General features: G+C 69.8%; 11 protein-coding genes. 7 read left to right on the top strand and 4 right to left on the bottom strand.

The features are described 5' to 3' along the window. Positions 1–116: 116 nt before the first annotated feature. Positions 117–494 (top strand): DNA-binding response regulator, encoded by a 378-nt coding sequence (locus D7231_RS10755; RefSeq protein WP_120754834.1) that lies wholly within the window; start codon positions 117–119, stop codon positions 492–494. A gap of 35 nt (positions 495–529) precedes the next feature. Here D7231_RS10755 and D7231_RS10760 read toward each other — a convergent pair whose 3' ends face one another. Beyond that, the gene (locus tag D7231_RS10760) at positions 530–1,732 is read right to left on the bottom strand and encodes an RNA-guided endonuclease InsQ/TnpB family protein (RefSeq protein ID WP_120754836.1); all 1,203 of its coding nucleotides are present in this window, start codon (positions 1,730–1,732) and stop codon (positions 530–532) included. 36 nt (positions 1,733–1,768) lie between these two features. Between D7231_RS10760 and D7231_RS37000 the strand changes: the two genes are divergently transcribed. The 3 genes from D7231_RS37000 (at position 1,769) to D7231_RS10775 (ending at position 3,170) form a co-directional block, all read left to right on the top strand. Next, positions 1,769–1,984, top strand: coding sequence for a hypothetical protein (locus D7231_RS37000; RefSeq protein ID WP_194962166.1), 216 nt, complete (start codon positions 1,769–1,771; stop codon positions 1,982–1,984). A 41-nt stretch (positions 1,985–2,025) separates the two neighbouring features. Beyond that, positions 2,026–2,562: a DinB family protein gene (locus tag D7231_RS10770; protein WP_120755562.1), complete on the top strand. Its 537-nt coding sequence runs from the start codon at positions 2,026–2,028 to the stop codon at positions 2,560–2,562. A 77-nt stretch (positions 2,563–2,639) separates the two neighbouring features. Beyond that, positions 2,640–3,170, top strand: a complete 531-nt coding sequence (locus tag D7231_RS10775; RefSeq protein ID WP_199739340.1) for a MarR family winged helix-turn-helix transcriptional regulator — start codon at positions 2,640–2,642, stop codon at positions 3,168–3,170. Positions 3,171–3,247: 77 nt separating this feature from the next. Here the strand turns inward: D7231_RS10775 and aspS are convergent, their stop codons facing one another. Then, positions 3,248–5,011 carry an aspartate--tRNA ligase gene (gene aspS / locus D7231_RS10780; protein ID WP_120754838.1) on the bottom strand — a complete coding sequence of 588 codons (1,764 nt, stop codon included), beginning with the start codon at positions 5,009–5,011 and terminating at the stop codon, positions 3,248–3,250. A gap of 178 nt (positions 5,012–5,189) precedes the next feature. On the opposite strand from aspS, the gene D7231_RS10785 reads away from it, so the two are divergent. Further along, the gene (locus tag D7231_RS10785; RefSeq protein ID WP_120754840.1) at positions 5,190–7,343 is read left to right on the top strand and encodes an ATP-binding SpoIIE family protein phosphatase; all 2,154 of its coding nucleotides are present in this window, start codon (positions 5,190–5,192) and stop codon (positions 7,341–7,343) included. Positions 7,344–7,583: 240 nt separating this feature from the next. Here D7231_RS10785 and D7231_RS10790 read toward each other — a convergent pair whose 3' ends face one another. Next, entirely contained in the window at positions 7,584–8,528 is a 945-nt protein-coding gene (locus D7231_RS10790; protein ID WP_120754842.1) for a pirin family protein, read from the bottom strand. A gap of 108 nt (positions 8,529–8,636) precedes the next feature. On the opposite strand from D7231_RS10790, the gene D7231_RS10795 reads away from it, so the two are divergent. After that, positions 8,637–9,593 (top strand): trypsin-like serine peptidase, encoded by a 957-nt coding sequence (locus D7231_RS10795; RefSeq protein WP_228775338.1) that lies wholly within the window; start codon positions 8,637–8,639, stop codon positions 9,591–9,593. A gap of 24 nt (positions 9,594–9,617) precedes the next feature. On the opposite strand, the gene D7231_RS10800 is transcribed toward D7231_RS10795, so the two are convergent. Further along, a complete protein-coding gene (locus tag D7231_RS10800; RefSeq protein WP_106675595.1) occupies positions 9,618–10,091 on the bottom strand; it encodes an SseB family protein in 474 nt (157 codons plus the stop codon). A gap of 130 nt (positions 10,092–10,221) precedes the next feature. Between D7231_RS10800 and D7231_RS10805 the strand changes: the two genes are divergently transcribed. Continuing rightward, positions 10,222–12,048: an acyl-CoA dehydrogenase gene (locus tag D7231_RS10805; protein WP_120754846.1), complete on the top strand. Its 1,827-nt coding sequence runs from the start codon at positions 10,222–10,224 to the stop codon at positions 12,046–12,048. The last annotated feature ends 32 nt before the right edge of the window (positions 12,049–12,080 follow it).

A 12,080-nucleotide genomic window follows, 5' to 3' on the forward strand; every position in this document is an offset into this window, starting at 1 on the left:
GCATGGTTCCGGGCCCTCCGTCCTGCCCGTTGATGGAACGGTAATCGTCCGTTGAGGCCGTCCGGCCAGTCTGGGACCACACCGCACGGGGGAAGCCGGGAAGACGAGGAAGAGCTGTGTTCAAGAAGCCGATCACCATCAGCGTGCACGCCACCGACGAGCTGGCGCGGGCCCGGTTCGCCCGCGAGGTGCGGGCGGTGCTGCCGGAGGTGAAGGTGGTCCGGCGGGACGAGGAGGGGGACGTCGACTTCGTCCTCATGGGCGCCGACGACCACGCCGCGGCGGCCACCGTGCGGCGGCTGACCCGCGCGGGTGAGGCGCCCGTGGTGCTGGTCGCGGACGAGCTCGGGGAGAGCGAGCTGATGGCCGTCTCGGAGTACGGCGTGGAGTCCGTGCTGTGGCGCCCCGCGATCACGCGCCGCCGGCTCTCGCAGGCCGTCCACAGCGCCGCGGGATGCTGCCCAAAGGCCCCCATGCTGACAGCCCTCGTTTGAATCCTCTCCTCCCTTCAGGGGAGGAGATTCCTGGCTCACGCTGCCTGACGGACCGGCGGTCCCTCAAGTCTTACGCGATCAGCACCAGCCGGGTCGAGACCAGCCCGGACGAGCATCACGCGCGCGGAGTTCTTGTCCCTGGAGGACACGGCTCCGCACACAGTGCAGGTGTAGGTACGTTCCGACAGCGGTAGCGCGTGCTTGGTTCTCGCTCCGCAGCATCCGCAGTCCATCGTGGTGTACGCGGGATGCACCAGATGGATCGTGCGCTGGTGCTTGCGCGCCATGTTGACCAGTTCGTACTTGGTAGCCGAGATAGCCGCGTCGGCCGCCTTTCGGGCCATGGTCGACTGGGCGAGAAACTTCGGCCTGAAGTCCTCCACGGCGATGCTGTCGAAGTCGGCTACCACGCGTTTGGCCCATTTGCGAGCAGTGTCCTGACGTTGGCGAACGATCTTCTTGTGCACCTTCGCGACCTGACGCCGTGCCTGCCGGTAGCCCTTGGACATCACGTGCCCGCGCTTCGGCTTCCTGCGGGCCATCATCCGCTGATAGCAGGCCAGTCGGCCAGAAGCCTTCTCCCCATGTCCGGGGTGGGGCAGGTCATGGGTGTCGCTGGTGGTGGTTGCGGTCTCTTTCACGCCCCAGTCGATGCCGATGCAGCGGCCTGTCCGGGAAAGGGGCTGCGCCCCGGTGGAAACGACGAAGGAGGCGTACCAGTGCCCCATGCTGTCGCGATAGATACGAACGCTGGACGGCTCGGCAGGAAGATCCCGGGACCACACCACCGTCACGACGATTCCTCCCGCGAGGTGAAGGCGGCCGTCTTTGAGACGGAAGCCGCGCCGGGTGTAGTTGAGCGTTGGCCCTGACCGGTCTTTCTTCTTGAAGCGGGGCATCCCTGCCCGTTGCTTGAGCGGCAGCCGGTTCTTAATGTCCTTGAGCGCCTTGGCGCGGGACCTGGAGAAATCCCGGATGGCCTGCTGCTGCGGCACCGAACTACCGGTACGCAGCCACTCATGACCGGCACGCCAGCCGGTCAGCATCTTGTCGAGGCGGGCCGGGCCGCACTCCTCCCTGACCGCGTGTGCCGTCCTGGACTGGGCAACGCATTGGTTCCACACCCAGCGGCACCGATCCCACTCCGAGATCAGAGCCGGCCCAGCGGTGGACGACACGCGTAAGCGGTAGGCGTACCGGGCGTACCCGGCACCGCCGTTCACTTGCGATGTCGCCATGGTGTCACCGTAGCGTCTAGCGCCTACTCTGAGGGCATGAATCAGGAAGTACGCACCACCATTCGGCTCCCCGCCGACCTTCATGCCCACTGGGCCGCCCACGCTCGGCGCGAACGGCGATCGCTCAACGCCGATCTCATCTACCTGCTGGAAGGCATCTTCGGCTCAGTGGAATCACATACTGACCTGCCCAGCAGCCAATCCGCTTCTCCAGCCCCGCTGCACGGGAAGCCGGGAGCCCCTCCGGCCTGAAGGCCGGGACATCGTCCAGCTTGCCGGGTAAGACTGTGAACATGGTGACGACAGAGCGTGCCATCCCACCCCTGACGGCCGATGAGCGCACCACACTGGAGAGTTGGCTGGACTTCCAGCGCGCCACCCTCGCGCGCAAAGTCGCCGGCCTGACCGACGAACAGGCACGGGAGGCGGCAGCGCCCCCGTCCACGCTGAGCCTGCTGGGACTCGTGCAGCACATGGGCGAGGTGGAGCGGCAGTGGTTCCGCCGGGTGTTGCGGCGGGAGGCCGCGCCGCCGCTGTTCGGGCCGGGCGCGGGCGGCGAGCCGAGATCCGCCGAGGCGCTCGACCCGTCCGACGCGGGCCTCGACGTCGCCGCGGGCGCGCGGCTCGTGGACGCCGTGGCCGTGTGGCAGGAGGAGGTCACGCGGGCCCGTGCCACGTGCGCGCCCCTGTCGCTGGACGCGATGGGCAGCGTGAAGGGCCAGGAGGTGTCCCTGCGGTGGATCTTCCTCCACATGATCGAGGAGTACGCGCGGCACAACGGGCACGCGGACCTGCTGCGCGAGCGGACGGACGGCGAGACGGGCTACTGACGGCGCCCCCGGAACCCGGGTCCCGGGTCCCGGCCGATCTTGACCTCAAGTCAGCTTGATCTTTTAGCGTCTTCGGCATGACGACGGAACGCGCAAGCATCGCCCCCGCCCCTCCCACAGACGCCCCGCTCGACTCCGCCGCCCTGGCGGCCCAGCCCGTCGGCTACTGGACCTGGGCCGCCTCGCAGGCGCTGCTCGCCCACATCCGCGGCTCGATGGCCCGCGAGGACGTCAACCAGCCGCAGTGGTGGACGCTCAACCACGTCGACGCCGCGGAGAACGGCCTCACGCGCGCAGAGGTCTCCGCCCGGCTGGACGCGTTCCGCAACGACGAGAGCGCCGGAACGATGGACCACGCCGTCGACAGCCTCCTCCACCGCGGCTGGCTCGTGGCCGACGGAGCCGGCCGGCTGACCCTCACCGACGCCGGGCGGGAGGCCAAGGCCAGGATCAAGGCTCTGGTCACGCGGGTGCGCGCGGAGATGCACGAGGGCGTCTCGGACGAGGAGTACGCGGCCGCGCTCACCGTCCTCCAGCGCATGATCCGCAACGTCGGCGGCGACGCCACCCCGCGCACGGGACCGGGCACCGGGCGCCGGCAGCCCTGACAGCACGGCAGCCCTGACAGCACGCGTGAGCCCCCGCGCCGAAAACGGCGCGGGGGCTCAGCACGTACAGGTGCGTACTACTTGACGACCGGCTTGCGGATCGACAGGTGGAGCTCCTTCAGGCGGGACTCGTCGACCTCGCTCGGGGCGCCCATCAGCAGGTCCTGGGCGTTGCCGTTGAGCGGGAAGGCGATCGTCTCGCGGATGTTCGGCTCGTCGGCCAGCAGCATCACGATGCGGTCGACGCCCGGGGCGATGCCGCCGTGCGGCGGGGCGCCGAACTTGAAGGCGCGCAGCATGCCGCCGAACTCGCGCTCCACGTCCTCGTTGGAGTAGCCCGCGATCTCGAACGCGCGGTACATGACCTCGGGCTCGTGGTTACGGATGGCGCCGGAGGACAGCTCGATGCCGTTGCAGACGATGTCGTACTGCCAGGCCAGGATGTCCAGCGGGTCCATCGTGTTCAGCGCCTCCAGGCCGCCCTGCGGCATGGAGAACGGGTTGTGCGAGAACTCGATCCGGCCGGTGTCCTCGTTCTTCTCGAACATCGGGAAGTCGACGATCCAGCAGAAGCGGAAGACGTCCTCCACGAACTGGCCGGCGCGCTTGGCGGCCTCGACGCGCACGGCGCCCATGATCTTGGAGACCTCGTCGAACTCGCCCGCGCCGAAGAAGATCGCGTGGCCGGGCTCCAGGCCCAGACGCTCCACGAGCGCCTTGACGTTCTCCTCGGTGAGGAACTTGGCGATCGGGCCGGTCAGCGCGTTCTCCTCGCCGACGCGGACCCAGGCCAGGCCCTTCGCGCCCTGCTCGACGGCGTAGTCGCCGAGGCCGTCGAAGAACTTGCGCGGCTGGTCACCGGTGGCCGGGACGGCCAGCGCGCGGACGTGCTTGCCGGCGAAGGCCTTGAACTCCGAGCCCTCGAAGACGTCGGAGACGTCGGTGAGCTCCAGCTCGGCGCGCAGGTCCGGCTTGTCGGAGCCGTACTTGAGCATGGCCTCGCGGAAGGGGATCCGCAGGAACGGCGAGGTGACGTGGCGGCCGTTGCCGAACTCCTCGAAGAGGTCGGTCATGACCTTCTCGATGACCTGGAAGACGTCCTCCTGCTCGACGAAGGACATCTCCACGTCGAGCTGGTAGAACTCGCCCGGCGAGCGGTCGGCGCGGGCGTCCTCGTCGCGGAAGCAGGGCGCGATCTGGAAGTAGCGGTCGAAGCCCGCGATCATCAGCAGCTGCTTGAACTGCTGCGGCGCCTGCGGCAGGGCGTAGAACTTGCCGGCGTGCAGACGGGACGGCACCAGGAAGTCGCGCGCGCCCTCGGGGGAGGTGGCGGACAGGATCGGGGTGGCCATCTCGTTGAAGCCGAGGTTCGTCATCTTCTCGCGCATGGAGGCGATGACAGCGGAGCGCAGCATGATGTTGCTGTGCATGCGCTCGCGGCGCAGGTCGAGGAAGCGGTACTCCAGGCGGCGCTCCTCGTTCACCCCGTCCTCGGTGTTGATGGTGAAGGGCAGCGGCTCGGCGGCGCCCAGCACCTCGACGGCGTTGACCTCGACCTCGATCTCGCCGGTGGGGAGCTCGGGGTTGATGTTGTCGGCACCACGGCTGACGACCTTGCCGTCGATGCGGACGACGGTCTCCTTGGTGAGGTGGCTCAGGGCCTCGTTGGCGGGGGTGCCGGGACGGGCCACGAGCTGCACCAGGCCGTGGTGGTCGCGGAGGTCGATGAAGAGGATGCCGCCCAGGTCACGCCGATTGTGCAGCCAGCCGCTCAGTCGCACGTCGGTGTCGACGTCAGCCGCACGGAGCTCGCCGCAGGTGTGGGACCGGTACCGATGCATCGTTCATCCAAGTCGTGATCGAGGGCGTGGGCTAGCGTGCCGGCAAGCACAGGGCTCGTGCGTGCGACACAGGGCTAGCGTGCATACAACACGGGAGCAAGCGTACTGCGCGCTTGTGAAGATCCGCCCACCGTACCTTCGGTGGTACCCGCCGCGCGGACCTGCATAAAGTAGGGCAATGCGCACCGAGGACGTACTGGCCGCCACCGCGACCGGCCTGTGGCACTGGGACAACGCCACGCGCATCGCCACCTTCGACGCCGAGGCCGCCCGGCTGCTGGGCCTCCCCGCCACCCGTACGGAGCTGACCGAGTCCGCCACGAGGGCGCGCTTCCACGCCGTGGACTGGGTGGAGGTCTCGGGCGTGATCAGCCTGGCCGTGGCCGAGGGCACGCTCACCGAGGCGCGGCTGCGGGTGGTCGACGACAAGGGCCGGGTGCTGCGGACGGTGCGCAGCCGGATGCGGCCGCAGCTGCGGGCCGCGGCCGGGGGCCGGGTGGACTTCGTGCTCGTCGGCACGGTGCAGGAGGTGCCGGAGCCGCAGCCGGGCACGACCGCGGCCCGTAAGCCAATGGTCACGGGCGACTGGCGGCGCAACAGAGAAGCGTTTCTGCTGGATGCGGGGCGGGCGCTCGCGGAGGCCCGCTCGACGGCCGAGGTGCTGCGGGTGGCGGCGGGGCTGTCGATGCCCGGCTTCGAGCCGTCGGGGCTCGCGGTCTTCAGCTCCGAGGGCGGCCGGGTGCGGGTGATCGGGCACCACGGGTACACGCCGGGAAGCGCGGACCCGTTCCTCGACCTGCCCATGGAAGCGGCCTACCCGGCGGCCGAGGTCATCCGCACGGGCCGGGCCGTCTACCTGCCGTCGCCCGAGGAGTACCAGCGCCGATTCCCCGTCGCCTGGCAGGACGTCGCGCACTTCGGGCGGCAGTCGTGGGCGTTCCTGCCGCTGATCAACGCGGGGCAGGTCATCGGGGCGTGGATGGCCGGCTTCGGCGTGCCGGTGTCGTTCACACCCGACGAGCGGTCCGTGCTCACGACGGTGGCCCGCATGCTCGCCCAGGCGCTGGGCCGGGCCAGCGTGCACGAGTCCGAGCGGGAGCTGACCGTCGGCTTGCAGCGCTCCATGATGCCGACGCTGCAACAGGACATCCCCGGCATGGCCGTCGCCGCGCGGTACGTGCCGACCGGCGGCGGACTGGAGGTCGGCGGCGACTGGTACGACATGATCCCGCTGCCCCTCGGCAGGATCGCGCTCGTCATCGGCGACGTGCAGGGCCACGACGTGCGGGCCGCGGGGCTCATGGGCCAGCTGCGGATCGCCCTGCGCGCGTACGCCGCCGAGGGGCACCACCCCGACGCCGTCCTCTCCCGCGCCTCCCACTTCCTCGCCGGGATCAACGCCTCCGAGACCGAGGGCGAGGAGGGCGAACCGCGCTTCGCGACGTGCCTGTACATCGAGGTCGACCCGGCGAACGGGCGGCTCGTCATCGCCCGGGCCGGCCACCCGAACCCGGCGATCCGGCTGAGCGACGGCACGATGCTCGTCCGCAACACGGCGGGCGGGCTGCCGCTCGGCATCGACCCCGACACGGACTACCCCACCACGCGGCTCGTCCTCGAACCCGGCGAGACGATGCTCGTCTGCACGGACGGGCTGATCGAGACGGGCGGGCACGACCTGGACAGCGGCTGGAACCGGCTGCGCGAGGTGGTCGAGGGCACGCCGCTGGACCTGACGGGGGTCGGCGGGTCCGACGGCGACCTGGAGGCGCTCGCCGACGCGCTCGTCAAGGCCGTCCACGGGCCGTCCTCCCACTACACGACCGGGCCGCTGCTGGACCGGCGCGAGGACGACATCGCCGTCCTGCTCCTCGCCCGCCGCGACGGCGCGGCGGGCGCCGAGCCCACGACCGTGCCGGGGCCGGTGCGGCGCACGGTCCTCAGCATCGCCCAGGCCGAGCCGGAGCGGATCGCCGAGGCGCGGCAGCAAGTGCGCTATCTGATGCACGACTGGCCCGACGGGGACCAGGTCGACTCCGCCGTCCTGATGGTCTCCGAGATGGTCACCAACGTCCTCGTCCACACGGACGGGGACGCGGTGCTCATCGCCCGCATCAGCGGCGAGCGGGGAGAACGGTGCGTCCGCGTCGACGTCTCGGACAGCAGCGACGAACTGCCTCACCGGCGGCACCCGGGAGAAATGGCCTCTTCAGGCCGCGGCCTGGTGCTGATGGAAATCCTCGCGGGGGCGTGGGGAGTGGACCCGCGGGGAGAAGGCAAGAACATCTGGTTCGAGCTGTACGAGAAGGATGCGGCGGAGGCCGACGACTGAGCCCGGGCAGGGCCCCACTCTTGCCGGGCCGGCAACCCACTCCCGCCGCGATGGCGAGCAACCACCGACGAGGTGTCCGGCGGTGCCGAACCGGCCTGAGGCGCGTACGGCACCGCCGAAATCCGCCGCGGGGGCTGAGCGCCGCCGCGGCGGATTCATGGGTGCGCGGCACCCATGAGCCCGGGCGGGCGACCGGTGCGTACGGCACCGCCGGAAACCCGGGCTCGCCCCCCGCAGGGGTCACGTCGGGATGACTCCCAGCCGTCCCGCCTGGTAGTCGTCGAAGGCCTGGGCCAGTTCGGCGTGGGTGTTCATGACGAACGGGCCGTAGTGCTGCATCGGCTCGCGGATCGGGCGGCCGCCCAGCAGGACGACCTCGAACCGCTCGCTCCGCGAGTCCTGCTTCTCCGCGGCGCGGATCGTCACGGAGTCGCCGTCGCCGAAGACGACCGTCTGCCCCGCCCCGAAGGGACGCCCCTCCGTGCCGGCCGCGCCGTACCCGGCGAGCCCGTACGCGAGGGCGTTGAAGTCGGAGCGCCACGGCAGCGTGACCTCCGCCCCGGGCGTCACGGAGGCGTGGATCATCGTGATCGGGGTGTGCGTCGCACCGGGGCCCGCGTGGCCCGCGACGTCGCCCGCGATGACCCGCAGCAGCGCGCCGCCGTCCTCCGACGCCAGCAGCTTCACGCTGCCGCCGCGGATGTCCTGGTACTTCGGCGCGATCATCTTGTCCTCGGCCGGCAGGTTCACCCACAGCTGGAGGCCGTGGAAGAGGCCGCCGCTCATGACGAGCTCCTCCGGCGGCGTCTCGATGTGCAGCAGGCCGGAGCCGGCCGTCATCCACTGCGTGTCGCCGTCGGTGATGACGCCACCGCCGCCGTGCGAGTCGCGGTGCACGAACGTGCCGTCGATGATGTACGTGACCGTCTCGAACCCGCGGTGCGGGTGCCAGGGCGTGCCCTTCGGCTCGCCGGCCGCGTAGTCCACCTCGCCCATCTGGTCCATCATGATGAACGGGTCCAGGTACTTGTAATTGATCCCCGCGAAGGCCCTGCGCACGGGGAATCCCTCGCCCTCGAACCCCGACGGTGCCGTGCCGACGTACAGCACCGGCCGCTGCGGGGCGCCCGCCGGTGCGGTGACGCGCGGCAGGGTCAGCGGGTTCTCGACGGTCACTGCTGGCATGACGACCTCCTCGGTTCGTTCAACGCCTAATTTAGTTGAAGGGTTAACAACCCGCAAGGGCCGCGCATTCCCCGGGCGGGACCGCCCGCCCGGCAGGAGCACCGGATCATGGACACTGGATCAATGCGCCAGAACGCCGGCGGGCCGCGCCCGGCCGCCCTCACAGCCCTCGTCGCCGCCGTCCTGGCGCTGGCCGCGGCCGGGCTGATCGTGGCGAACCGGGGCCTGGCGACGGACTCCCCCGTGGCCGACGGCGACGCCTCGGGGCACTACGCCCAGCCGGCGGCGCAGGGCGACGAGACGGCGGACGCGATGCGCGACGCCGTCCGCAGCGAGAACGGCACGGCGCCCCTCAAGCCCGCGGCCGACAGCAAAACGGACCCCCTCCCCACCTCCGACCCGCTGCGCGCCGCCGCGTCCGCGCCCTCACCGGCCGTCGGGCCGCTGTTCTACACGGGCCAGGGCACGCCGGGGCACGGTTGCAGCGCGAGCGTCGTGCACAGCCCGAAGGGCGATCTGATCGTCACCGCGGCGCACTGCGTGTACCAGGACGGCTTCCGCACGGACATCGCATTCGTCCCCGGTTACCGCGACGGCGTCGCCCCGTACGGGGTGTGGGTGCCGGCGTCGATAGACATCGACCCGGAGTGGGCGGCCGACCGCGACCCGGACCACGACGTGGCGTTCCTGCGGGTGCGCCGGCCGGGCGCGGACACGAGGGCGATAGAGCAGGTCACCGGCGCGGAGCGGATCCGCTTCCGCCCGCAGACCGGGCGGCAGGCGCGGGTGACGGGCTACCCGGTGACCGAGGAGCGCCCGGTCTCCTGCCAGAACGCCGCGCAGTCCTTCAGCCCCACCCAGCTCCGGTTCGACTGCGCGGACCTGCCCAACGGCACGAGCGGCGGCCCCTTCCTGACGGACGTCGACCCCGCGACCGGCCTGGGCACGGTCATCGGGGTCGTGGGCGGCCATGACGAGGGCGGCGACGAGCAGACGTCGTACAGCTCGTACTTCGGCGAGGAGACCGAGACGCTCTACCGCCGCGCGACGACGGCGGCGGCGTAAAACGGCCCTCGGCCGTAACGACCCTCAGCCGTAAAGCCTCCGCATAGTGAAGTCCACCATCTGCTCGACCGCCTTGGCGTCGAACACCATCCGGTGGTCCCCCTCGATGTCGAGCACGAAGCCGTAGCCCGTCGGCAGGAGGTCGATCACCTCCGCGCCCGTGATGACGAAGTACTTCGACTCCTTCCCCGCGTACCGCCGCAGCTCCTTCAGCGACGTGAACATGGGGATCACCGGCTGCTGGGTGTTGTGCAGCGCGAGGAAGCCGGGGTTGTCGCCGCGGGGGCAGTAGACCTTCGACGTGGAGAAGACCGTCTGAAAGTCCTCCGCGGACATCGAGCCCGTGGTGAAGGCCCGCACCGCGTCCGCAAGCGATGGAGGAGACGGCTCCGGATAGAGCGGCTGTTCGCCGTAGACACCGGGACCGCCGTGCTGCTGAGGCGGCGGTGGCGGCGGCGCGTAACCCTGCGTGCCCGCGTTCTGGTCGTAGCCGTACATGCGCCAAAGCGTAAAGGGTCACAGTAGGCCGAACAGGGGTTGCGTCTTATTACCGGTGGGTAGCATCATGCAGATTACTGCCCGGTACGTATTTGAGGGTTCATCCTCCCAGTCCTACGGAGCCGTTGTCATGGGCCACTACAAGTCGAATCTCCGCGACATCGAGTTCAACCTCTTCGAGGTCCTCGGCCGCGACAAGCTGTACGGCACCGGCCCGTTCGCGGAGATGGACGTCGAGACCGCCAAGGACATCCTGTCGGAGATCACGCGCCTCTCGGAGAACGAGCTGGCCGATTCCTTCGCCGACACGGACCGCAACCCCCCGGTCTTCGACCCGGACACCAACACCGCCCCGGTTCCGGACACCTTCAAGAAGAGCTACCAGGCGTACATGGACGCCGAGTGGTGGCGCCTCGGCATCCCGGAGGAGATCGGCGGCACCACCGCGCCGCGCTCCCTGATCTGGGCCTACGCCGAGTCGATCCTGGGCGCCAACCCGGCCATCTGGATGTACTCCTCGGGCCCGGCCTTCGCCGGCATCCTCTTCGACGAGGGCACCGAGCAGCAGAAGCACATCGCGAAGATCGCGGTGGAGAAGCAGTGGGGCTCCACCATGGTGCTGACCGAGCCGGACGCCGGCTCGGACGTGGGCGCCGGCCGCACCAAGGCCGTCCAGCAGGAGGACGGCTCCTGGCACATCGAGGGCGTGAAGCGCTTCATCACCTCGGGTGAGCACGACATGGCCGAGAACATCCTCCACTACGTCCTCGCCCGCCCCGAGGGCGCCGGCCCCGGCACCAAGGGCCTCTCCCTCTTCCTCGTCCCGAAGTACGAGTTCGACTTCGAGACCGGCGAGCTGGGCGAGCGCAACGGCGTCTACGCGACCAACGTCGAGCACAAGATGGGCCTCAAGGCCTCCAACACGTGCGAGATGACCTTCGGCGACAAGCACCCCGCCAAGGGCTGGCTCATCGGCGAGAAGCACGACGGCATCCGCCAGATGTTCATGATCATCGAGTTCGCCCGGATGATGGTCGGCACGAAGGCCATCGCCACCCTCTCCACCGGCTACCTCAACGCGCTGGAGTACGCCAAGGAGCGTGTGCAGGGCCCGGACCTGGCCAACTTCATGGACAAGACCGCGCCCAAGGTCACCATCACGCACCACCCCGACGTGCGCCGCTCGCTGATGACGCAGAAGGCGTACGCCGAGGGCATGCGCGCCCTGGTCCTCTACACCGCCTCCGTCCAGGACGAGATCATGGTCAAGGAGGCCGCGGGCGAGGACGCCAAGGCGCTGCACGGCCTCAACGACCTGCTCCTGCCGATCGTCAAGGGCTACGGCTCCGAGAAGTCCTACGAGCAGCTCGCCCAGTCCCTCCAGACCTTCGGCGGCTCCGGGTACCTCCAGGAGTACCCGATCGAGCAGTACATCCGGGACTCGAAGATCGACACCCTCTACGAGGGCACCACGGCGATCCAGGGCCAGGACTTCTTCTTCCGGAAGATCGTCCGCGACCAGGGCCAGGCCCTGAACACCCTGTCCGAGGAGATCAAGAAGTTCCTGGCCTCCGAGGCCGGCGGCGAGGACCTGTCCGCCGCGCGCGGCGCGCTGGCCAAGGCCGCGGTGGACCTGGAGGCGATCGTCGGCAAGATGATCACCGACCTCACCGCGACCGGCGAGGATGTCAAGAACATCTACAAGGTCGGCCTGAACACGACCCGCCTGCTGCTCGCCTCCGGCGACGTCGTCATCTCCTACCTGCTCCTCAAGGGCGCGGCCGTGGCCGCCGAGAAGCTGGAGGGCGCCGCGGCCAAGGACAAGGCGTTCTACACGGGCAAGATCGCGGCGGCGAAGTTCTTCGCCTCCACGGTCCTGCCGGCCGTCTCCGTCGAGCGCGCGCTCGCCGAGGCCGTCGACAACTCCCTCATGGAGCTGGACGAGGCCGCCTTCTAAGGCTGTTGAGGCTCAAGTGACAAATGGGGCAA

Source organism: Streptomyces klenkii, from assembly GCF_003626645.1.
GTDB lineage: Bacteria > Actinomycetota > Actinomycetes > Streptomycetales > Streptomycetaceae > Streptomyces > Streptomyces klenkii.